Source organism: Methylocella silvestris BL2 (assembly GCF_000021745.1).
In the GTDB taxonomy this organism is placed as follows: Bacteria; Pseudomonadota; Alphaproteobacteria; order Rhizobiales; family Beijerinckiaceae; genus Methylocapsa; species Methylocapsa silvestris.
In genome coordinates this window covers 3,219,523-3,241,212 of record NC_011666.1, presented here as the reverse complement: position 1 = coordinate 3,241,212, position 21,690 = coordinate 3,219,523, and the positions used below count along the sequence as shown (strand labels likewise).

The 21,690-nt window shown below is 63.4% G+C and carries 19 protein-coding genes and 1 tRNA gene; 4 read left to right on the top strand and 16 right to left on the bottom strand.

All coding sequences use genetic code 11. The annotated features are described in order from the left end of the window. Nucleotides 1-158: 158 nt before the first annotated feature. The 4 genes from MSIL_RS14960 (at nt 159) to MSIL_RS14950 (ending at nt 2,348) form a co-directional block, all read left to right on the top strand. Nucleotides 159-740 (top strand): hypothetical protein, encoded by a 582-nt coding sequence (locus tag MSIL_RS14960; RefSeq protein WP_012591925.1) that lies wholly within the window; start codon nt 159-161, stop codon nt 738-740. A gap of 201 nt (nt 741-941) precedes the next feature. Continuing rightward, entirely contained in the window at nt 942-1,328 is a 387-nt protein-coding gene (locus tag MSIL_RS14955) for a helix-turn-helix transcriptional regulator (protein ID WP_012591924.1), read from the top strand. Between the two features lie 353 nt (nt 1,329-1,681). Next, on the top strand, nt 1,682-1,831 hold the full coding sequence (locus MSIL_RS20855; protein WP_012591923.1) for a flavoprotein: 150 nt from the start codon (nt 1,682-1,684) through the stop codon (nt 1,829-1,831). Then, nucleotides 1,815-2,348, top strand: a complete 534-nt coding sequence (locus tag MSIL_RS14950; protein ID WP_012591922.1) for a phenolic acid decarboxylase — start codon at nt 1,815-1,817, stop codon at nt 2,346-2,348. Before MSIL_RS20855 ends, MSIL_RS14950 begins: the two co-directional genes overlap by 17 nt. A 382-nt stretch (nt 2,349-2,730) precedes the next feature. On the opposite strand, the gene MSIL_RS14945 is transcribed toward MSIL_RS14950, so the two are convergent. The 16 genes from MSIL_RS14945 to nuoE all read right to left on the bottom strand — a co-directional run bounded on the left by MSIL_RS14945 (nt 2,731) and on the right by nuoE (nt 21,645). Continuing rightward, nucleotides 2,731-2,805: transfer RNA gene (locus MSIL_RS14945), tRNA-Val, on the bottom strand. 76 nt (nt 2,806-2,881) lie between these two features. Then, complete coding sequence (locus tag MSIL_RS14940; protein WP_012591921.1) at nt 2,882-5,950, bottom strand: hypothetical protein; 3,069 nt, start codon at nt 5,948-5,950, stop codon at nt 2,882-2,884. A 292-nt stretch (nt 5,951-6,242) separates the two neighbouring features. Beyond that, complete coding sequence (locus MSIL_RS14935; protein ID WP_041368086.1) at nt 6,243-6,491, bottom strand: hypothetical protein; 249 nt, start codon at nt 6,489-6,491, stop codon at nt 6,243-6,245. A gap of 132 nt (nt 6,492-6,623) precedes the next feature. Next, entirely contained in the window at nt 6,624-7,028 is a 405-nt protein-coding gene (gene mce, locus MSIL_RS14930; RefSeq protein WP_012591919.1) for a methylmalonyl-CoA epimerase, read from the bottom strand. Between the two features lie 77 nt (nt 7,029-7,105). Further along, nucleotides 7,106-8,776: a ribonuclease J gene (locus MSIL_RS14925; RefSeq protein WP_012591918.1), complete on the bottom strand. Its 1,671-nt coding sequence runs from the start codon at nt 8,774-8,776 to the stop codon at nt 7,106-7,108. A gap of 37 nt (nt 8,777-8,813) precedes the next feature. Next, nucleotides 8,814-9,506, bottom strand: a complete 693-nt coding sequence (locus tag MSIL_RS14920) for a biotin--[acetyl-CoA-carboxylase] ligase (RefSeq protein WP_244406289.1) — start codon at nt 9,504-9,506, stop codon at nt 8,814-8,816. A 190-nt stretch (nt 9,507-9,696) separates the two neighbouring features. Then, entirely contained in the window at nt 9,697-11,130 is a 1,434-nt protein-coding gene (gene nuoN, locus MSIL_RS14915; RefSeq protein WP_012591916.1) for an NADH-quinone oxidoreductase subunit NuoN, read from the bottom strand. A 75-nt stretch (nt 11,131-11,205) separates the two neighbouring features. Beyond that, nucleotides 11,206-12,717 (bottom strand): NADH-quinone oxidoreductase subunit M, encoded by a 1,512-nt coding sequence (locus tag MSIL_RS14910; RefSeq protein WP_012591915.1) that lies wholly within the window; start codon nt 12,715-12,717, stop codon nt 11,206-11,208. Next, the gene (gene nuoL / locus MSIL_RS14905; protein WP_012591914.1) at nt 12,717-14,762 is read right to left on the bottom strand and encodes an NADH-quinone oxidoreductase subunit L; all 2,046 of its coding nucleotides are present in this window, start codon (nt 14,760-14,762) and stop codon (nt 12,717-12,719) included. The genes MSIL_RS14910 and nuoL overlap by 1 nt, the downstream gene beginning before the upstream one ends. Nucleotides 14,763-14,766: 4 nt before the next feature. Beyond that, complete coding sequence (nuoK, locus tag MSIL_RS14900; RefSeq protein WP_012591913.1) at nt 14,767-15,075, bottom strand: NADH-quinone oxidoreductase subunit NuoK; 309 nt, start codon at nt 15,073-15,075, stop codon at nt 14,767-14,769. A gap of 64 nt (nt 15,076-15,139) precedes the next feature. Continuing rightward, entirely contained in the window at nt 15,140-15,745 is a 606-nt protein-coding gene (locus MSIL_RS14895) for an NADH-quinone oxidoreductase subunit J (protein WP_012591912.1), read from the bottom strand. A gap of 100 nt (nt 15,746-15,845) precedes the next feature. Then, on the bottom strand, nt 15,846-16,334 hold the full coding sequence (gene nuoI / locus MSIL_RS14890; RefSeq protein ID WP_012591911.1) for an NADH-quinone oxidoreductase subunit NuoI: 489 nt from the start codon (nt 16,332-16,334) through the stop codon (nt 15,846-15,848). 34 nt (nt 16,335-16,368) lie between these two features. Then, nucleotides 16,369-17,397, bottom strand: a complete 1,029-nt coding sequence (nuoH, locus tag MSIL_RS14885; protein WP_012591910.1) for an NADH-quinone oxidoreductase subunit NuoH — start codon at nt 17,395-17,397, stop codon at nt 16,369-16,371. Between the two features lie 4 nt (nt 17,398-17,401). Further along, nucleotides 17,402-19,465 carry an NADH-quinone oxidoreductase subunit NuoG gene (nuoG, locus tag MSIL_RS14880; RefSeq protein WP_012591909.1) on the bottom strand — a complete coding sequence of 688 codons (2,064 nt, stop codon included), beginning with the start codon at nt 19,463-19,465 and terminating at the stop codon, nt 17,402-17,404. A gap of 63 nt (nt 19,466-19,528) precedes the next feature. Then, nucleotides 19,529-20,839, bottom strand: a complete 1,311-nt coding sequence (nuoF, locus tag MSIL_RS14875; protein WP_012591908.1) for an NADH-quinone oxidoreductase subunit NuoF — start codon at nt 20,837-20,839, stop codon at nt 19,529-19,531. A gap of 11 nt (nt 20,840-20,850) precedes the next feature. Further along, on the bottom strand, nt 20,851-21,645 hold the full coding sequence (gene nuoE / locus MSIL_RS14870; protein ID WP_012591907.1) for an NADH-quinone oxidoreductase subunit NuoE: 795 nt from the start codon (nt 21,643-21,645) through the stop codon (nt 20,851-20,853). Nucleotides 21,646-21,690 lie beyond the last annotated feature (45 nt).

The window sequence follows — 21,690 nt, the reverse complement described above, 5'->3', positions numbered from 1 at the left end:
CGCATCGGCAGAAGTGACGATGCGCCGCCCTTTCCCATGCCGCTCGCAGCCATCGCCGCGCCGCGCGCAGAAGCGCACGGGAGCCCGGCCGGGAACGGCCAAGCGTTGAATGCGGAGCGCGTCTCTGGCATCTTATGTTACCTTCGAGGCGGCCGAGCGTGAAAGACACCGAGAGTGATCTCGCCGATTGCGTCGGCGCCATCTATCAGGCCGGCGCCGGGGACGGCAGCTGGCTGGACGTTGGCGAGCGCATTTGCCGGCTTATGGAGGCCCGGCGCGCCCTGCCGAACCTCGGTGGACCGGGCGGTCCGCGCAACCTCCTGATGCCCGCGGACGGCAGCGAGACCGCATATTCGGCCTATTTCCACGCCAGTGACCCCTATGCCGCCAAGGCCCGCTACGACTTTGCGACAGCGCGGGCCTACCACCTCGGACGCGCGAAGCTCGGCGCCGAGCTGGTCGCCGAGAACGACTTCCTGCACAGCGAGTTCTATTACGACTTCGCCCGTCGCCACGAGCGTCGTCATGTGATCGGCGGCATGGCCGGAATCGCCGAGGCGACCCCGGTACTGGTGTTCCGCGGCGACGACGCCGGGGCATTCGACGAAACCCATGTCCGGCTGCTCATGACCCTGATGCCGCACGTCCAGCGCGCCATCGAGCTGCGCGCGCGGCTGGGGAGGGATGACGAGGCGGTCGCCCTGACGCGGCCGCCCTGGACGCGCTTCCCGTGGGCGTGAGCGTCGTCGATGCGGGCCTTAGATTCGCTTCATCAACGATCTTGCCCGCAGGTATCTGGCCGGGCCGGATTCCGGCTTGTTCTCCATGCGCTCGGGCCCTATGCCGGCAGTGGCGTCTATCTGGCGGCCATGTCGCGTGAAGAGGCCGGCGTGCTCCGCAGACTCGTAGCCTCTGCCACGTCGGGGGGCGCCGGAGGCGCAATGCGTGTGACCTCGCGGAACGGTGCAGTCGTGGCGCTGATGGTCGCCCCGGCGCCGCTGGGCCTTGCCGACGAGGTGAGGGGACCGGAAAGCGGCGGCGCCAGGGAGCCGCTTGTCGTCATCGTCCTGCGGCCGCTCAATCGCAAGGCGGCGCCGCAGGCGGACATGCTGTGCGAGATGTTCGGCTTCAGCCGGGCCGAGGCGGAGGTCGCGGTCGCGCTCACCGGCGGCGCAAGCGCCGAGGATGTGGCGCGCGGACGCGGCGTCTCGCTCGTGACCGTCCGCAGCCAGATCCGTTCGATCCTCGGCAAGTCGGAGGCGGAGAACCTAAGAGATTTCGAGCGCACCATGGCGGCGCTCGGGGCGCTTGTGCCGCAGGTCCGCTAGCATCCCTCAGCCAGCCCCACCACTCCTATCGGCCTCGGTCCCTTCGACGCCGCCAATAAAACGACCGCCAACACCGCCGTGTGCGGCTCGCCGGAATTCTGGAGGCGCGCGAACCGCCGGTGCCGCAAGGGCGCTCGCGGCAGAAGGTTCGTTCTCCGGCATCGTAGAAGGAAGCGGGACTGTCGCGATCGTTGGTGCCAGCGGGGCCAACGGAATCGAGAACGGCGTGGCGGCTGGAGGCATAACCATTTCTAACGATGAGGGGCCGGGGCGATTGGCTAAGCTCGGTTCAATCGAACTAGGAACGAATGCTCGCCCTGCAATAGCACGTCATCACTCTGCCACGCCGGCGCATGATCGTCGGGATCAGCGGCGCCATCGGCACCACCTACGGGCTCCGCATCCTGGAGGTGCTCCGGCTCCTCGACATCGAGACGCACCTCGTCATGTCGAAGCCGGCGGCGGCAGATCGCTCAGGAGAAAGTCATGTCCCCTACCTTTGAATCCACACATCCGTCAGAGATTGCCTCCTTCGTCGGCAAGCACATCAACTATACCTATAAGAATGGGTGGCAGTACGAAGTCTATTTCAAGAACGAACGCATGCTCGACTATCGCGTCCGCGGCGGCGGCGTCGGGGGCCGATGGGTTAATATCGTTCGCCTCGCCGAGGGCGTCGTGAAAGTCTCGTGGGCCGAGCCGAGAGGAACCTGCGTGAGCGTCGCCTACAATCTCGTCGAGCATCGCGCTCACGGCGCGACCTTCTTCCCGCACTGGATCGAGCTCGAACCAAAGAAGATCATCGGCTTTCACAACGACAAGATCGATCTGATGCGCCAATATCGGGACGGTGGGCCGACCTATCCCATTCTGGTGGTGGACGAGTTCGCCGATATTACTTTCGTTGAGGATTGCTGCCGCGACGATGAGAGGGGGTTCGCTTACGCGCCGCAGGACCTGCCCGCCGGCTACAGAGCGGCGAAACGTCGGATGAGAACGCGGCGGAACGGACTTCGATGACGAAGACGTGGACGACGCCTTCCCATACGGGTTTCCCGTCAAATGTTTCGCGCACAGGCACCGACTGGGCAAGTATCGCTTTGCCGTCGTGCTGGGATTCGGTAGCGGCCTTTAATGTTCACGATCCATGACGTGGCAGCGCGCGGAATAAATCACACTGTCTCTCGCTATTCAGAATTGAGGCTTTTAGCGCAGCGCGCTTATCTCGATTCTTGGCCAAAAAGGCTAGATAATCGCCATCGTGATTTTGCAAGATGTAGCTGGCCACTCTTTCGAGGGGCAAATCTGCGCCCAGCTTCCCCCACGCTTCCCCGGAAATTAAAATTTGCCAATTGCTGCGAACGGCGATTCAAAAAATTTTTTTATTAATCAAATGCTTGAGTGGTGGGCGCGACAGGGATTGAACCTGTGACCCCTCCCGTGTGAAGGGAGTGCTCTCCCGCTGAGCTACGCGCCCGCTTTGCGCTGACTTTGGCGCACGCTGCGCTGCGTCCACTGCGCCGCCGCTGTTCTTACGGAGCGCGGAAGCGAAGTCAAGGGCGATCCGTTCGCGGCTCGGCCTTCGCCGGCGCGCCGGCCCGCGAATCTTCCGCAATTGTCCGCCTGTCGCCTTCCCGCGCCCCGACATCGCTATAGTCCCACGGCTCGAAGCCGAGCGCACATGCCGGCGAAACGCCCCCACGCCCGCCATGGCAGGGCGCGCCGCGCCCCTCCGCCCGGAAGTTGAAATCGCCATTGGCGAGATCCATGAAGTTCGGGTCCTCGTTGACGATCGAATGGACGTCCTGTCCGTAGAGAGCGCGCCAATCGACAAAGCTCGTCGGAGGCTTGCCCAGGCGCACATAATCGACCAGCGTCTCGCCCGCCTGGTAAAAGAGATTGAAGTCAAATTTGAAGAATTGGCTGAACGGCGGGACCTCGTTTCCGCTTTGCGGCGCGCCCGCCTTTTGCGAATTGACGACTTGCCAGGCAAAGATATTGCGCGTCGCCGTCAGGACCGGATCATAAAGCGCCTTTAGAGCAGTCCAGTTCAGCGCGCCGTCCGAGCATGTCTCGCCTGGCGCGCAGCCTGGCGGCTTATCGCCTGCAATGCATGGTGCGGCCTTGTCACAGACGGCCTTGAGCACATAGAGCACGCCATTGTTGATGACATAGCAGCTCTGTTTTTCGGCAAGCCCGCAACTCTGTTCGCCGGCCCCGCCCCAGGGATGTCCGGCGATCCACCTAAAGTCCCAGGGCGGGACCGTCAGTTGGATCGCATAGTCGGCGCCATAGGCGTAGCCTTCCGGGAAGACGCTGGCAAAGATGTTATTGTAGATCTTGTCGCGCAAATTACCGGTGTGTTGGGCCAGGCGGTTGGCGTAAGGCGTATATCCGTTCACCTTGGCCCGATTGTAGAACAGATTATGATGCAAGGTGAGGCCAAAGGAAATATTGCCGTCATGGTAGTCGAGCACGCCATCGTAGCCATGCGGCCTGACCCTGCCGTTCCACATCACGGTCTGATAGGCGCCTGAACTCACGTCATGGACGCTATTGTAGCTGAAGGTGAGTCCTTGTTGCGATCCATCGCCTGCGCCGTCGACCGGTCCATTGCTGTAGAAACAGCCGAAGTCATTCGCCATAGACGAACCCGGGACCGAAACCCCATCGAGATTGGTCTCATAGCCGCAATAATAGATTTCATTGTGGGAAATATTGGACTCATAGGAATAGGGGTCATACAAGCCGCTGAAATAGGGCGCGCCCCTCTCCCCGTGGCTCTGGGCGTTGGCGAGGCCGAAGCTCGTGCAGTCGTGAATGCTGTTGTAGGTCACCTCATATTTGAGCAGCCCGACGAAGGAGACGCAGCTTGCTCCGGTCGAGACCTCGCCCGCGCCAAAGATGAAGTTGTTATGCAGCGTCTGGCAGCAGCCCGAGAGATCGGCGCGGCTCGATTTGGTCGAGGGGCCGAAGTCGCTGACGCCGTAATAGCCAGCATCGTTATTATGCTGATATTTAAGGTAATACTCGACCGCCGTGCCGGAGCCGACAAGCGTTCCGCCGGCTTCGTGGATTCGGCTATTCTTCAATGTGATATGCGAGGATCCGAACGCCATGTAGAGGCCGGCGCCGCCGGAGTGGGTCACCTCGATCCCATCGAAGACGACCTGTTTCGCCCCGATTGTGACCACCGACGGCGTAAGCGCAAGCACGGTGGCGGATGGCGTGCCCATGAAGCCGCCCGTCGCTCCGGCAAGATCATGTTCGCCCGTAAATACGGTGCTGTTGGTATGCTGGAATGAAACGCCTGTGATATTGAGATTGCCAACCGGCGCGCCCAGCTTGCCGCCCACGCGGGCGATATCGGCCTTCGCGTTGGAAATCCGCAGCAATTGCTTGAGGCGCGGGATCACAACCTTGATCGAAGCGCAATCCTCGCCGCGCCGCGGCGTGTAATAAAGCGCGCCGGTCGTCCGGTCGGTATAAAGCTCGCCGGCGTAGCCGCCCGCGCCAAGATCTTCAAAGCGGTTCCAGACGCGGTAGCCTGTTCCGCCATAGATCTTTCCCCAGGCATGCAGATGGCTGTTCACCGTCACCATGCCGGGCTCTGCGCTCTCGACCGGGACGAGCGAAGATTGCGAGGCTGAACCGGGGAGCTGGATTTTCACATCGGTTTGATTATAGGCGCTGAGCGCGTCATCGCCGTTAACAGGGAACCGGTTGACGCCGCCAAGCCGCGTCCTGTCGCCGGCGTTCGTCGATTGAACCGGATCCTGAACAATCGACGTCCCGCTGTCGGAGGCGATTCGGGGCAGCCCGTTCGGAGCGCTCGCAAGCGTAACCGTCCCGCTTCCCGCGGCGGCGCTCTTGCTCAAGATCCAGTAACGGGTGATCCATTTGAACGAGCCGACGCTGGAATTAAAGCCGATCGTCTCGCCGACCTCGCCGATTTTCGAGAGATCGCTGACGGAAACGTCCGGCTTGCCGGCGCTGAACGTCGCCGTCAGGGTGGAGGGGACGCTCGCCCCCACGGGGCTTCCCGGCGCGCCGGGAATGGTTTTCCATGGATTGCCCTTGCGCGGGCTGATGACCTGCTGCACGCGGCGCCCATCGACCCACATGACGCCGACATAGCGCCAGGACGTTTTATTGGCGTTGGTCAGCGGCGCATAAGGCGCGAGCCAGCGCGAGACACAGGCCGGGGCGCCGTTCGTCGGCAGCGTCGCCGCCTTGAATGATCCCGAAATATCCGTTCCGCCGCTAAAGACCGGCGCCTTGCCCGGAAAGGCGATCAGATTGGCGAAATGGCCGGCCGCAGGCGTGTGCGCCGTCGTGAACAGCAGCGTGTCGTCGAGGTAGAACGGGCCGCCGCGATCGCTGAAGGCGAGCGTATAATCACGATCCGGGTTGCGCGTGACATTGGCTTTCAGAAAATCGAGAGCCTTGCGAACGCTCGAGCAAGGCGCGGATCTTGTGCAATCGGCGCCGATCGCATCGCCGCGCGCATCGCGTCCGTCGGCGGAGAAATAGGCGTCCGCCACTGGCGCCGCCTGCGCGGCCGTCGCGCCGGCAAAAAAGAGCGCGGCAAGGACGCCTGCGACAAGCCTCAATTTCAGCATGCTTGAACCATCCAGATCGCCGGAGGGCATCCGGCTGGCGCCCTTCGCGGCTGACGCCCGTCGTGGCCGCCGCCGCCAGTTTGAGCCTGGATCAGGATAGCGGCGGGACCGCGCCGCCGATCATCACATTTTCTCTATTGAGGAAGGGGACGCCGTCCGCCAATGGCGGGCGCAACGACGCGCGCCGCCACATTTTGTCGCGCCGAATGGCCGCGGCGACGCGGGATCAAGGCTAAACGGGGTTTGAAGACTAGTTGCGAGGGCCAAGCGTATGGTTCAGATCCATCGCGCTCTAGGCGCGAAGATCGGCTCCGGCGAGGCCGATGGCGATATTTTGCCGCCTGGCGATCTCGCGCTTGACGCGGGCCCAATAGCGCGGCGACCCTTCGCCGTCGATGCAACGGCCCCTGGCTCGGTCGCGCGCTTCGAAATAGGCGCGGTCGTTAAAGCGGGCGATCATACGCTCGGCCTCGGCGGCCGCCGCTTTGCGATGCAGCACGGCTGCAAGTCCGTGGAAAATCGTGTTAAAAAAACGAATCACCGCGAATCACTCAACCAAAACGCGCGCTCCCGTTTGCATCAATTTGGGCGCGGCCGCAACTGTTGAGAGATATTTGTTCACAGTTTGTTCGAAACTGCAAGATGTTCGCGAAATGTTTTCAGAATCGGGCGCTCAAGCCTGCTCGAGTTCTATCAAAGTTCCAGAGAAATCGCCGGGATGAAGAAACAGCACCGGCTTGCCATGCGCGCCGATTTTCGGCTCGCCGCCGCCGAGCACGCGCGCGCCGCTTGCGTGCAATCGGTCTCTGGCGGCGACAATATCATCCACCTCATAGCAAATGTGGTGAATGGCGCCCTTGGGGTTTCGGGCGACGAAATCGGCGATTGGCGAGGCTTCCCCGAGCGGCTCGAGCAGCTCGATCTTGGCGTTGTCCAGCGTGATGAAGACCACGGTGACGCCATGGTCGGGCAAGGGCTCGGGTTCGCTCACCTTGGCGCCAAGCGCGTTGCGATATTGCGCCGCCGCCGGGGCGAGCTCCTTCACCGCGATCGCGACATGGTTCAACCGTCCGATCATGCGGGCGCCCCTAGCTCGATTGATGGATCCTGAACGTGATTACCGGCGCCGACGTGCGGCGACAATTGCGTCAAAGGTCATATTTCGACGACGAGCACATGCACCGACGGACGCTTGCCCCAAGCCTGGGCGACCGCGTTGCGCACGGCCTTTTCGATCGCGCTCGAAACGACGTCGGCGTCGCGCCGCTTTTGCCGCGGCAGATGATCGAAGGTCTGGAACATGGCGTCATCGACGATGGCGTCCATTGGGGCGCCGCCATGCCCGCGCGTCGGAATGCCGGCGGTCATCACATCCGGCACGCCGGCGAGATCGCCCTTCGCCGTCACCGCAAGGGCGATGGTGATAATGCCCGAGGCGGCGAGTTTCTGGCGCATCCGCGGCGCCTCGTCGGTCGCGGAGACGAATATATTGCCGTCCTTGAGCAACCGGCCGGACGGCGCCTCGCCGACGATCGCCGCTTGTCCGGGGGCCAGCGCGACGATGTCGCCATTACGCGCCGGAATGACGTGAGGCACGCCCATCGCCCGCGCGAAAATCGCATGTTCGGCGAGATGGAGATCCTCGCCATGCGCCGGGATTGCGATCTGCGGCCGGACCCAGGCGTAAAGCTCCGACACCTCGCCGCGGCGCGGATGGCCGGAGGCGTGCACCAGCGCGTTGCGGTCGGTGACGATCTCAATGCCGGAGCGGATGAAATTATTGATGATGCGCCCGACCTCTCGCTCATTGCCGGGGATCGTCCGCGAGGAAAAAATCACCTTGTCGCCGGCGGTGAGCGAGATCGCCGGATGCTCGCCTTCGGATATGCGGGCGATGGCGGCGCGCGGTTCGCCCTGGCTTCCGGTCGCGATCAGCGCCACCCGGTCGCGCGGCAGATGGGCGAAGGCGTCGATCCCGAAGAAATCGGGCACGCCATCGAGGTAGCCGCAGTCGCGCGCGACCGCGACGACCCGCTCCATGGCGCGCCCGGCGAGGACGACGCTGCGGCCGGCCGCAGCGGCGGCGAGCGCCACGGCGCGGATGCGCGCGACATTGGAAGCGAAGGTGGTCACGACGACGCGGCCGGTTGTGCCCGCGATCACTTCGCGCAAGGTTCTGGCGACCTCGCCTTCCGAGGGGCTGATGCCCTCGCGCAGGATGTTGGTCGAATCGCAGACAAGCGCCAGCACGCCTTCGTCGCCGATCTCCGAGAGCCGCCGTGCGTCCGTCGGCGCGCCAAGGCCCGGCTCGGCGTCGATCTTCCAATCGCCGGAATGAATCACCGTCCCGAGCGGCGTCCGGATCGCCAGCGCGCAGCTTTCCGGGATCGAATGCGCCATGGCGATGAATTCGACGGCGAAGGGGCCGACCTTGATATGTCCGCCCTGGGGCACGATCTCGATCGGCACCTCGGGCGCGCCTGGCTCCGACAGCCGCTTCGTCCGCAGCAATTGGGCGGCGAAGCGCGTCGCATAAAGGGGACAGCCAAGCTTCGGCCAGATGTCGGCGACGGCGCCGATATGGTCCTCATGGGCATGGGTGATGACCAGCCCGACCAGATCCTCGCGCATCTTCTCGATGAAGGAGACGTCCGGAATGATGATGTCGATGCCAGCATGCTCGGGGCCCGCGAAGGCGATGCCGCAGTCGACCATCAGCCATTTCATCCGGCCCTTGGGGCCGAAGCCATAGAGGGCGAGATTCATGCCGATCTCGCCCAACCCTCCAAGCGGCGCGAAGACGAGCTCGTCATTTGCCGCATTCATCAATGAAGACCTTTCTTTTGCTGCGGCTGTGTCGACGTCACGACAGGCGCGCCGGCTGCGCCCCGAGGAAGACGTCGCCGGCTTCAATCAGGATCTCGCCGGCCGCGCCGTCGAGGATGAGCCGTCCGGCGGCGTCGATCCCGCGGAAAACGCCTTCCGTCGCGACCTCGCCGCGAGAAACCTTGATCGGCTCGCCAAGTCCCCCGGCGCGCTTCAGCCATTCGGCGCGAATGAGGACAAATCCGCCCTCCTGCGCCCAGACCGCGAGCCAATGCGCCATGTCCTCGGCCAGCGCCGCGAGCACCGTTTCGGGCGTAAGAGCGCGGCCGGCGATCGCGCCAAGGTCGCTGGCCGGATAAAGCGTGTCGCTCGGGTGCGTGGCGCAATTGACGCCAATTCCGGCGACGCAGCCGACGCCAGCGCCAAGCGTGACGCTTTCGAGCAGGACGCCGGCGATTTTCGCATCCTTGTACAGAATGTCGTTCGGCCATTTGATTTTGAGGGCGGGATCCTCGTCGAGCAGCCGCCGAAGGGCGATGGCGAGCGCGAGGCTCGCGACAAAGCCGAGTTCGGGGGCCCGCGCGAGCGGCGCCGGATCGATCAGCAGAAGGCTCGCGAAAAGATTGCCGGGTTCCGAGGTCCAGCTGCGGCCAAGGCGGCCGCGCCCATTGGTCTGGCGCTCGGCGACGACCCAGAGACGGCCGGGATCGCCAGCACGCGCGCGCGCCAGCGCTTCGTCATTGGTCGATCCGAGTTCGCCATGGACGGATAAGCGGAAACCTGATGCTTCAACCGATCTTGCAAGATGCGACAGAATAAACCCACCAATTCGAGCGTGCGGGCGCTTTTCCGCGCGGCGAAGCGCCGGACGAGTCGCCCCAGCTTTATTGCCGCAAGCGCGGCGTCAAAGCTAAATCGTTCTAGAACAGAGACTTGGCCGCCGTCGCCGTAGCGTCGATGAACAGAGCCGGATAAGCGAACAAGAACAGCACAAACAGGCTCGTTATGGCAAGCACGACGCGCAGGGCCGGCGTCGGCGGGTCGAAGGCCGGGGCCGGCTCGTCGAAATACATGATCTTGACGACGCGAAGATAATAGTAGGCGGCGACCGCGCTCGACAGCACGCCAATGACGGCGAGCGGATAGAGATGCGCCTGAATGGCGGCGTTGAACACATACCATTTGGCGAAGAAGCCCGCGAGCGGCGGAATGCCGGCCAGCGAGAACATCAGCATCGCGAAGAAGAAGGCCATCAGAGGATTGGTCTTGGCGAGCCCGGCAAGATCCGAAATCTGCTCGACCGCATGGCCGGCGACGCGCATCGACAGGATCGCCGCGAAGCTGCCGAGCGTCATGACGAGATAGATCGCCATATAGACCATGACGCCGAACACGCCGTCCTGCGTTCCGGCGGCGAGGCCGACCAGGGCGAAGCCGACATGGCCGATCGCCGAATAGGCCATCAGCCGCTTGATATTGGTCTGGCCGATCGCGGCGAAAGCGCCGAGCGCCATGGAGAGGATCGAAATGAAGACGATGATCTGACGCCATTGCGTCTCAGCGCCGGGGAAGGCGGTCATCAGCACGCGCACCGTGATCGCCACCGCCGCCATCTTCACCGCCGATCCGAAAAAGGCGGTGACCGGAGTGGGCGCGCCTTCATAGACGTCCGGCGTCCACATGTGGAACGGCACGGCCGACATTTTAAAGGCGAGGCCGGTCATGAGAAACACGAGGCCGAAGATGATTCCGATCGAGACATGGCCCTGCGTCGCCGCCGCGACGCCGGCGAAATCGACGGTTCCGGCAAAGCCATAGATCAGCGAGGCGCCATAGAGCAGCATGCCCGACGACAGCGCGCCGAGAACGAAATATTTGAGGCCGGCTTCCGAAGCGCGAAGATTGTCGCGGTTAAAGGCCGCAAGCACGTAAAGCGCGAGCGACATTAATTCGAGGCCAAGATACATCGCGATGAAATTCTGAGCGGAAATCAGCACCATCATGCCGAGGGTGGCGAGCAGCACCAGAATCGGGAATTCAAATTTGTCGATGCGTTCGCGGGCGAGAAAATCCTGGCCCATCACGAGCGCGGTCAGCGAGCCGATCAGCGCCAGAACCTTCATGAAGCGGCCGAAGCCGTCGTCGATCACCGCCCCGTCGAACAGGATCGCCTGTTCCTTGAAGCCGAGCAGAATGATGAGGATCGCCGCGCCGAGGAGGCCGACGGCGATCTCGGTGACCGGACCATCCGACGCCTTGCCGCGCAGCGCGCCATAGAGCACGAGGCCAAGAACGCCGACGGCCAGAATCACTTCCGGCAGGGAATGGGCGAGGGCGAGAGAGAGCGGCGTCATGTGCGGCAGCCTTGAAAAGCGCGATTTTTTTGTCGGATCAGGCGGTATGGCGTTCGAGGCGGCGCGCGCGCCGCCTCATTTTTGCGTCAGTTCGGCGGTCCGCGTCCGGGCGATCGCCGCGTCGTAATTCTGGATGAGCGCGGCGACGGACGCCGCCGAGCTATCGAGGACCGGCTTCGGATGGAAGCCGAAATAAAGCGTCAGCGCCACCAGCGGCGCGAAGATCGCGGCCTCGCGCGGCGAGAGATCGAGAATGTTGCGCAAGGCCGGCTTGTCGAGCACGCCAAAGACGACGCGGCGGTAGAGAAACAGCGCGTAGGCCGCCGACAGGATGACCCCCGTCGTTGCGAAAAGCCCGATCCAGCTGTTGACCCGGAAGCCGCCGAGAAGGGTCAGAAATTCGCCAATGAAGCCGGAGGTGCCGGGCAGCCCGACATTGGCCATGGTGAAGATCATGAAGACGACGGCATAGAGCGGCATGCGGGCGACAAGCCCGCCATAGGCCGCGATATCGCGGGTGTGCATCCGATCATAGACGACGCCGACGCAAAGGAACAAAGCGCCCGACACGAGTCCATGGGAGATCATCTGGAACATGGCGCCCTGCACGCCTTGCTCGGTCATGGTGAACAGGCCCATGGTGACGAAGCCCATATGCGCCACCGACGAATAGGCGATCAGCTTCTTCATATCTTCCTGCACCAGCGCGACGAGCGAGGTGTAGATGATGGCGATGATAGAGAGCGCGTAAATGAGCGGCGCGAAATAGGCCGACGCGTCGGGGAACATCGGCAGCGAGAAGCGGATGAAGCCGTAACCGCCCATCTTGAGCAGGATGCCGGCGAGGATCACCGAGCCCGCCGTCGGCGCCTCGACATGCGCGTCCGGCAGCCAGGTGTGGACCGGCCACATCGGCATCTTGACGGCGAGCGAGGCGAAGAAGGCGAGGAACAGCCATTTCTGCATCGAGGCCGGGAAGCTCGTCGCCAGCAGCTGGACGATGTCGGTCGTGCCGGCGAAGCCATACATCGCCATGATGGCGAGCAGCATCAACAGCGAGCCGACGAGCGTATAGAGGAAGAATTTGAAGCTGGCGTAGACGCGCCGCTTGCCGCCCCAGATGCCGATGATGAGGAACATCGGAATGAGGCCGCCCTCGAAGAACAGATAGAACAGCACGAGATCGAGCGCGCAGAAGACGCCGAGCATCATGGTCTCGAGCACGAGGAAAGCGATCATATAATCCTTGACGCGATAGGTGATCGATTTCCACGAGGCGGCGATGCAGAAGGGCATCAGGAAGCCGGTCAGCAGCACGAAGGGAATCGAGACGCCGTCAACCCCGAGCTTGTAGATGAGCCCCGAACCGAACCAACCTTTCTGCTCGACGAGCTGGAACCCGGACAACGACGTATCGAACTTCGCATAGGCGTAGACGGTGAGCAGGAAGACGATCACCGTCGTCGCGAAGGCGGCCCAGCGGGCGTTGTTCAGCGTCGCCTCGTCCTCGCCGCGCAGGCAGAGGATGAAGGCCGCGCCGACCAGCGGCAGGAAGACGATGCAAGAGAGAATGCCGAAGCCAAACATCAGCGCACGCCCCCGACGATATACCAGGTGATGATGGCGGCGAGCCCGATCAGCATGGCGAAAGCATAATGGTAGATATAGCCGCTCTGCAGCCTCACGACGCGGCCGGTGACGTCGACAACCCGCGCGGCGACGCCGTCGGGGCCGAGACGATCGATGATCGCGCCATCGCCGCCGCGCCAGAACAGATTGCCGAGCCAGAAGGCCGGGCGGACGAAGATCTTGTCGTAGAGTTCGTCGAAATACCATTTGTTGAGCAGGAAGCGGTAGAGCGCTGGCGCCGCCTCGGCGAGCCGTGCAGGGGTCGCCGGCGCCAGAATATACATGTAGAGCGCGATGAGGAACCCGAGGACCATCATGATGGTCGGCATCAGACCGGCGAGATGAGGAATTTCCTCCATCTGGTGCAGGATGTGATTGTCGGGGCCGAGGAACAGCGAGCCCTTCCAGAATTCATTAAAGCCTTCGCCGATGAAGTCGCTGTGGAAAATCAGGCCCGCGAAGAGTGCGCCGACTGCGAGGACCGCGAGCGGGATCAGCATGACGATCGGCGCTTCATGCGGATTGAGTGGACCATGGTGGGCATGGTCGTCATGCGCATCAGCGGCGGCGCGGGCGTCCGGCGCGTCATGCGCGTGGCTGGCGACCGCGGCGGCCCCCACCGAATGGGCCGCGGCGCCATGGCTCTCATCCGCCCATTGCGCCTTGCCGAAGAAGGTCAGGAACACAAGCCGCCAAGAATAGAAGGAGGTCAGCGCGGCGGCGATCACGGTCATGACATAGCCGTAGAAAGCCATCGGACGATGCGAGGCATAGGCCGCCTCGATGATGGCGTCCTTGGAGAAATAGCCGGACGTATAGGGAAAGCCGGTCAGCGCCAGCGTGCCGATCGTCATCATGGCGAAGGTGAACGGGATTTTCCGCCACAGCCCGCCCATGTTGCGCATGTCCTGCTCGTGGTGCATCGCGACGATCACCGAGCCGGCCCCAAGGAACAGCAGCGCCTTGAAGAAGGCGTGAGTGAAGAGGTGGAAAATGCCGATCGAATAGCCGCCGACGCCGAGCGCGACGAACATATAGCCGAGCTGCGAACAGGTCGAATAGGCGATGACCCGCTTGATGTCGTTCTGCACGAGGCCGACCGTCGCGGCGAAAAAGGCGGTAGTTGCGCCGATGAAGATGACGAAGGACAGCGCATGCGGCGCCTGCTCGAACAAGGGCGAGAGGCGCGCCACCATGAAGACGCCGGCGGTGACCATGGTCGCGGCATGGATCAGGGCGGAAACGGGGGTCGGGCCTTCCATGGCGTCCGGCAGCCAGGTGTGCAGCAGGAACTGCGCCGACTTGCCCATGGCGCCCATGAACAGCAGCAGGCAGGTAATCGTCATGGCGTCCCACTCGGCGCCGAAGACATGGATCGTGGTGTTGGCGAGGCCCGGCGCCGCGGCGAAAATCTGCTCGAAGTTGATCGAGCGGGTCAGCACGAACACCATGAAGATGCCGAGCAGGAAGCCGAAGTCGCCGACGCGGTTGACGACGAACGCCTTCATCGCAGCGGCGTTGGCCGAGGGCTTTTGATACCAGAAGCCGATCAAGAGATAGGAGGCGAGGCCGACGCCTTCCCAGCCGAAAAACATCTGCAGAAGATTGTCGGCGGTGACCAGCGCCAGCATGGCGAAGGTGAACAGCGAGAGATAGGAAAAGAAGCGCGGCCGCGAGGGATCGTCGCTCATATAGCCGATCGAATAGAGATGCACGAGCGCCGACACGGTGGTGACGACGACGAGCATCACCGCAGTCAGGCTGTCGACCCGCACCGTCCATTCCGCGCGCAGCGCGCCGGACGAGAACCATTCGCCAAGCAGCGAGACGCTGCCCGGCTCCTCGCCGAGCGCGACATTGGCGAAAGCGATCCAGGACAATACGGCCGCGACGAACAGCAGGCTGGTCGTGACCAGTTCCGAGGGCCGCGCGCCGAGCTGCCGCCCGAACGGACCTGCGATCAGGAATCCGATGAGCGGAAGGAATAGGATTGCCGCATACATCGGCTCAGCCCTTCATCATGTTGATGTCTTCGACCGCGATCGAGCCGCGATTGCGATAATAGGCGACGAGGATCGCGAGGCCGATCGCGGCTTCCGCGGCGGCGACGGTCAGGACGAACAGCGAGAACACCTGGCCGGTGAGGTCGCCGAAGAAGCTCGAGAACGACACGAGATTGATGTTCACCGACAGAAGGATGAGCTCGACCGACATCAGGACGACGATGATGTTCTTGCGGTTGAGGATGATGCCGGCGACGCCGATGGTGAACAGCATCGCCGCGACGATCAGGAAATGGCTGAGGGAGAGGATCATCTTTTTCGTCCGGCCGCGTGCGAATCGTTGCTCATCATGTCGATTTTTATCCTAATCGCCTGGCTCAAACGCCCTGCCGGAAGGACTTCTTGCGAAGCTCCACAGCGTCCTTGGGCGTGCGCGCATTCTGCGCCGCAATATCCTGACGCTTGATGCCGACCTTATGGTGCAGCGTCAGGATGATCGCGCCGATCATGGCGGTCAGCAGCACCATGCCGGCGGCGATGAACAGACAGGCGTATTGCGTATAGAGCACCCGGCCGAGCGCCAACGTGTTGCTCATAGCCGGCGGCGCCGGGGAGGCCACATTGGCGAGCGAGGCGGCGTCGACCCGCCAGCCGCCGACGACCAGCACGAGTTCGAGCAGGACGATCGCGCCGATTGCGCCGCCAACCGGCAGATAGCGCATAAAGCCCTGCTTGAATTCGGCGAAGTCGACGTCGAGCATCATCACGACGAAGAGGAACAGCACCGCAACCGCGCCGACATAGACGACGACGAGCAGCATCGCCAGAAATTCAGCGCCAAGCAGCAGAAACAGCCCCGCCGCGTTGAAGAAGGCGAGGATCAGGAACAGGACTGAATGGACCGGATTGCGCGATGTGATCACCGCGAAGGCCGAGGCGATCAGAACCGCGGAAAACAGATAAAAGAACAGCGCCGCAATCATCGAAGATCCCCATCGGCGCAGCGCGCCCACTGTCGTCCATCGCCGCAAGGCGACGCTGGCAAAAGCGGCAGCGCCTCTTCCCGCAGGGTCACGCGCGGCCTCACCGGTAGGGCGCGTCGAGCGCGATGTTGCGCGCGATCTCGCGCTCCCACCTTGCGCCGTTTTCGAGCAGCCGGTCCTTGTCGTAGTAAAGCTCTTCGCGCGTCTCGACCGAGAATTCCGCGTTCGGCCCCTCGACGATGGCGTCAACCGGGCAGGCTTCCTGGCAGAAGCCGCAATAGATGCATTTCACCATGTCAATATCGTAGCGGGTGGTGCGGCGCGTGCCGTCGTTGCGGCGCGGCCCCGCTTCGATGGTGATCGCCTGCGCCGGGCAGATCGCCTCGCAGAGCTTGCAGGCGATGCAGCGCTCCTCGCCGTTCGGATAGCGGCGCAAAGCGTGCTCGCCGCGATAGCGCGGCGACTGCGGGTTCTTTTCGTGCGGATAATTCAGCGTCGGCTTCGGCTTGAAGAAATAGCGCATCGACAGCAGGAAAGCGCCAACGAACTCCGACAGGAACAAAGCCTTGGCGGCCTGATCGAGCTTCATGTCCGTCCCTTTCTCACGATATTTTCAAGCCGCCTCATTGCGCCATCTCCGCGCCCCAGCCTGTGATCTGCAGGACGACCGCAACGAGCACGACCATCGCCAGTGAGATCGGCAGGAACACCTTCCAGCCAAGCCGCATCAGCTGATCATAGCGGTAGCGCGGCACGAAGGCTTTCACCATGGCGAACATGAAGAAAACCGCGCAGACTTTCAGGACAAACCAGATGACGCCCGGCACCCAGGTGAAGGGCGGGAAGGGAATCGGCGACAGCCAGCCGCCGAGGAACAGAATGGTCATCAGCGCGCACATGGTGATGATCGCCACATATTCGGCGAGCATGAACAGCATGTAGGGCGTTGAGGAATATTCGACCATGAAGCCGGCGACGAGCTCGGATTCAGCCTCGGCGAGATCGAACGGCGGCCGGTTCGTTTCGGCCAGCGCCGAAATGAAGAAGATGACAAACATGGGAAACAGCGGCAGCCAGTACCAGCCCAGCAGGCCCCAGCCATTGTCCTGCGCGCGTACGATGTCGGTGAGGTTCAGCGAGCCGACGCAGAGCAGCACGGTGATGATGACAAAGCCGATCGAGACTTCATAGGAGATCATCTGCGCCGCGGCGCGCAGCGCCGAGAGGAACGGATATTTCGAGTTCGACGCCCAGCCGCCCATGATGACGCCATAGACGCTGAGCGAGGAGATCGCGAGCACGTAAAGAATGCCGACATTGATGTCGGCGATCGCCCAGCCCTCGGCGACGGGGATTACCGCCCAGGCGGCGAGCGACAGCAGGCCCATGACGAAGGGCGCCAGCAGAAACACGCCCTTGTTGGAGCCGTCTGGAATGACCGGCTCCTTGAAGACGAATTTCAGCATGTCCGCGAAGCTCTGGAACAGCCCCCACGGGCCGACCACGTTGGGGCCGCGGCGCAATTGCACCGCCGCCCAAATCTTGCGGTCGGCGTAAAGAATATAGGCGATGAAGATCAGCAGCACGACGAGCAGCACGACGCTCTTGATCACCATCAGCAGCAAGGCCAGGAACCAGCCGGTCTCTTCCATGGCTCTACTCCGCCGCGTGGCGCGCGAGGTCGAGGCGCATGGCGGAGCATTCCGCCATCACCGCCGAGGCTCTTGCGATCGGATTGGTGAGATAGAAATCGGCGATCGGCGAGGCGAATCCCGTCGAGCCCGGCGCGCCGCCGACCTCGAGCAGCCGGTCGACGTCGAATTTGGCGCCCTCCGCGATCGCGTCGATGGCGGCGAAGTGCGGATAGGCCGAAAATAGCCGCTCGCGCAGGCTTTTCAGCGAATCGAAGGCCAGCCGGCGCTGCAGCACGTCGGAGAGCGCGCGCAAAATCGCCCAATCCTCTCTGGCGTCGCCGGGCGGGAAATTGGCGCGGTCGGCCAGCTGCACGCGTCCTTCGGTGTTCACATAGAGCCCCGATTTCTCGGTATAGGCCGCGCCCGGCAGGATGACGTCGGCGCGGGCGGCGCCGCGATCGCCATGCGAGCCCTGATAGATGACGAAGGCGCCCGGCTCGATGTCGATCTCGTCGGCGCCGAGATTATAGAGAACGTCAAGCGCGCCGGCCTGCGCCATCGCCGCGGCGTCAAGCCCGCCCGAACGCGGCACAAAGCCGAGATCGAGGCCGCCGACCCGCGCCGCCGCCGTATGCAGCACGGCAAAACCGTTCCAGCCGTCCTTGATCACGCCGAGCGAATGCGCGGATTTGGCGGCGAGCGCCAGCACCGAGAGCCCGTCCTCGCGCGCGAGCGCGCCCTGGCCGATCAGGACCATCGGCTTTTCCATCCGCGCCGGCGCATGATCGGCGAATGACGCGAGCGTGTCGGGGCCTGCGCCGAGATAGGCGTAATCATAGGTAAGGTCGGCCTTCTCGCCGATCACGCCGATCTTGAAGCCGCCCTTCAGCCAGCGCTTGCGGATCCGCGCATTCAGCACCGGCGCCTCGATGCGCGGGTTCGACCCGATGATCATCAGCCCGTCGGCCGCCTCGATTCCGGCGATGGTCGGATTGAAAATATAGCTGCCGCGGCCGAACGCCGGATCGAGCTTCGCGCCGTCCTGGCGGCAGTCGAGCGAGACGGCGCCGAGGCCGCCCATCAGCGATTGCAGCGCGAACATATCCTCGACCGCGCAAAGGTCGCCGGCGATCGCGCCGATGCGGTGCGGGCTCGCCGCCTTGATCTTTTCGGCGATCAGCGCGAAGGCCTCGCGCCAGCTGGCGGGGCGCAATTTGCCGCCTTCGCGAATATAGGGCCGGTCGAGCCGGCGCGACTTCAGCCCGTCGACGATCTGGCGCGCCTTGTCCGAGATCCATTCCTCGTTCACGCGGTCATTTACGCGCGGCAGGATGCGCATCACCTCACGCCCGCGCGTGTCGATGCGGATGGCCGAGCCGAGCGCGTCCATGACGTCGATCGATTCGGTCTTGACGAGCTCCCAGGAGCGCGCCTTGAAGGAATAGGGCTTTGGCAAAAGCGCGCCGACGGGGCAGAGATCGGCGACATTGCCCTGCAATTCGGAGCCCATCGCGGTTTCGAGATAGGTCGTGATCTCCATATCCTCGCCGCGGCCGATCGCGCCCATGTCGCCGGTGCCGGCGACTTCGGCCGTAAAGCGCACGCAGCGGGTGCAATGGATGCAGCGGTTCATCGAGGTGCGCACCAGCGGCCCGATATATTTATCCTCGACGGCGCGCTTGTTCTCGGCGTAGCGCGACCCCTCGAAGCCGAAGGCCATCGCCTGATCCTGCAAATCGCACTCGCCGCCCTGATCGCAGATCGGGCAATCGAGCGGATGGTTGATCAGGAGAAACTCCATCACGCCCTGCCGCGCCTTTTTCACCATCGGCGATTTGGTGAGGACGACGGGCGGGGCGCCGTCGGGACCGGGACGCAGGTCGCGCACGGCGACGGCGCAGGAGGCCGATGGCTTCGGCGGGCCGCCCTTCACTTCGACGAGGCACATGCGGCAATTGCCGGCGATCGACAGGCGCTCATGGAAGCAGAAGCGCGGAATCTCGGCGCCCGCCTGCTCGCAGGCCTGCAACAAAGTGTATTCGGGCGGGACGTCGATTTCGACGTCGTCGACGATCAGCTTGGTCATGCCTTGTCCTTGATGCGGCGGCTCTGCGGCCAGGCGCTGCGTCCTCTTCGATCGATCACGATGCTACTCCGCCGCCGCATGGTAGCCGCGCGCGGGCTCCGAATGCGGATTTGCGGCATATTGATCGATGCGCTTTTCGATCTCCGGCCGGAAATGCCGGATGAGGCCCTGCACCGGCCAGGCCGCCGCGTCGCCGAGCGCGCAGATGGTGTGGCCCTCGATCTGCGTCGTCACTTCGAGCAGCATGTCGATCTCGCGCTTTTGCGCGCGGCCCTCGGCCATGCGGGTGACGACGCGCCACAGCCAGCCTGTCCCTTCGCGGCAAGGCGTGCACTGGCCGCAGCTCTCATGCTTGTAGAAATAGCTGAGCCTGGCGATGGCGCGGATGATATCGGTCGATTTATCCATGACGATGACGGCCGCCGTGCCAAGGCCCGACTTCAGATCGCGCAGCGTGTCGAAATCCATCGCCGCGTCGATGATCTGCGCCGCCGGCACGCAGGGGACCGAGGACCCGCCAGGAATGACCGCGAGCAGATTGTCCGAGCCGCCGCGAACGCCGCCGCAATGCTTGTCGATCAACTCCCGGAACGGGATCGACATCGCCTCCTCGACGTTGCAGGGCTTGTTGACGTGACCGGAGATGCAGAAAAGCTTGGTGCCGGAATTGTTCTTCGCGCCGAAGCTTGAGAACCAGGCCGCGCCGCGGCGCAAAATGGTCGGCGCGACCGCGATCGATTCGACATTATTGACCGTCGTCGGACAGCCGTAGAGGCCCATATTGGCGGGAAACGGCGGCTTCAGCCGCGGCATCCCCTTCTTGCCTTCAAGCGATTCGAGAAGCGCCGTCTCCTCGCCGCAGATATAGGCGCCGGCGCCGCGATGGACGTAGATGTCGAACGGCCAGCCGTGGATATTGTCCTTGCCGACGAGGCCCGCCTCATAGGCCTGCTGAATCGCCGCCTCCAGCCGGTCCGCCTCGAGGATATATTCGCCGCGAATATAGATGTAACAGGCGTGCGCCTCCATCGCGAAGCTGGCGACGAAGCAGCCCTCGACCAGAAGGTGCGGATCATTGCGCATGATCTCGCGGTCCTTGCAGGTGCCGGGCTCCGACTCGTCGGCGTTGACGACGAGATAAGACGGCCGCGCGGCGTCGGCCTTGGGCATGAAAGACCATTTCAGTCCCGTCGGAAAACCCGCGCCGCCGCGCCCGCGCAGCCCCGAGGCCTTCATTTCGGTCAGGATCCAGTCCTTGCCCTTCTCGATCAGTCCCTTGGTGTTGTCCCATGCGCCGCGCGCCAGCGCGCCCTTCAGGCCCCAATCGCCGAAGCCATAAAGATTGGTGAAGATGCGGTCCTTGTCTTCAAGCATGGGACGCGTCCTCAGTTATAAGTCTGGTCATTGGCGGAGGCGCTCGCCTCGGGCTTGCCCGACGATAAAGCCTCTTCCTGCTTCAGGCGTTCGTGCCCCGGCTCCGCCGGCCCTTTGGGCTGGCCCGCGAGCTCCGCCTGCGCCGCCGCCGGATCGCCGATGCTCGGCGCCTCTTTCGCGCAATAGGGTCCGCTGCGCCCGTTGACGCCGTAGAAGGAGACGAGGGCCGTCAGGCCGCCGGCGGGTTCGGATGACACCCGCCCGGTCTGCGAGCCGGCCGTGACCGGCCTTCCGGCGGCGAGATCGTCGAGCAGTTTGGCGAAATTATCGGGCGTCAGATCTTCGAAATAATCATCGTTGATCTGCACCATCGGCGCATTGCAGCAGGCGCCGAGACATTCGACCTCGTTCCAGGAAAATTTGCCGTCGGCGGTGACCACGCCCGGCTCGCCGATGCGGTTCTTCAACACGGATTTGATGCCGTCCGAGCCCGCGAGCAGGCAAGGCGTCGTGCCGCAGAGCTGCACAAAATGCTCGCCGACCGGCGACAGATTGAACATCGAATAGAAGGTCGCGATTTCAAGCACGCGGATATACGGCATGCCGAGTTTCTCGGCGACCGCCTCGATCGCCGGGCGCGGCAGCCAGTAGCCGTTCTGCTTCTGCGCCCGCCAGAGCAGCGAAATCACCGCCGAGGCCTGCCGTCCCTGCGGATATTTTGCGATGATCGCGTCAACCCAGGCCTCATTCTCCGGGGAGAAGGCGAAGGAATCGGGCTGAACTTCGGCGAGCCTGCGAACGGTCATATCAGCGACACTCAACGATCGGGGCCATTGCGGCCGGAGTTTTGA

What these genes read in the sequence shown, in the direction of transcription:
- MSIL_RS14955 (WP_012591924.1), top strand. Translation starts at nt 942, where the DNA reads ATGCGTGTGACCTCGCGGAACGGTGCAGTCGTGGCGCTGATGGTCGCC.
- MSIL_RS20855 (WP_012591923.1), top strand. Translation starts at nt 1,682, where the DNA reads ATGATCGTCGGGATCAGCGGCGCCATCGGCACCACCTACGGGCTCCGC.
- MSIL_RS14950 (WP_012591922.1), top strand. Translation starts at nt 1,815, where the DNA reads ATGTCCCCTACCTTTGAATCCACACATCCGTCAGAGATTGCCTCCTTC.
- MSIL_RS14940 (WP_012591921.1), bottom strand. Translation starts at nt 5,950, where the DNA reads ATGCTGAAATTGAGGCTTGTCGCAGGCGTCCTTGCCGCGCTCTTTTTT.
- mce (WP_012591919.1), bottom strand. Translation starts at nt 7,028, where the DNA reads ATGATCGGACGGTTGAACCATGTCGCGATCGCGGTGAAGGAGCTCGCC.
- MSIL_RS14925 (WP_012591918.1), bottom strand. Translation starts at nt 8,776, where the DNA reads ATGAATGCGGCAAATGACGAGCTCGTCTTCGCGCCGCTTGGAGGGTTG.
- nuoN (WP_012591916.1), bottom strand. Translation starts at nt 11,130, where the DNA reads ATGACGCCGCTCTCTCTCGCCCTCGCCCATTCCCTGCCGGAAGTGATT.
- MSIL_RS14910 (WP_012591915.1), bottom strand. Translation starts at nt 12,717, where the DNA reads ATGTTTGGCTTCGGCATTCTCTCTTGCATCGTCTTCCTGCCGCTGGTC.
- nuoL (WP_012591914.1), bottom strand. Translation starts at nt 14,762, where the DNA reads ATGTATGCGGCAATCCTATTCCTTCCGCTCATCGGATTCCTGATCGCA.
- nuoK (WP_012591913.1), bottom strand. Translation starts at nt 15,075, where the DNA reads ATGATCCTCTCCCTCAGCCATTTCCTGATCGTCGCGGCGATGCTGTTC.
- MSIL_RS14895 (WP_012591912.1), bottom strand. Translation starts at nt 15,745, where the DNA reads ATGATTGCGGCGCTGTTCTTTTATCTGTTTTCCGCGGTTCTGATCGCC.
- nuoI (WP_012591911.1), bottom strand. Translation starts at nt 16,334, where the DNA reads ATGAAGCTCGATCAGGCCGCCAAGGCTTTGTTCCTGTCGGAGTTCGTT.
- nuoH (WP_012591910.1), bottom strand. Translation starts at nt 17,397, where the DNA reads ATGGAAGAGACCGGCTGGTTCCTGGCCTTGCTGCTGATGGTGATCAAG.
- nuoG (WP_012591909.1), bottom strand. Translation starts at nt 19,465, where the DNA reads ATGACCAAGCTGATCGTCGACGACGTCGAAATCGACGTCCCGCCCGAA.
- nuoF (WP_012591908.1), bottom strand. Translation starts at nt 20,839, where the DNA reads ATGCTTGAAGACAAGGACCGCATCTTCACCAATCTTTATGGCTTCGGC.
- nuoE (WP_012591907.1), bottom strand. Translation starts at nt 21,645, where the DNA reads ATGACCGTTCGCAGGCTCGCCGAAGTTCAGCCCGATTCCTTCGCCTTC.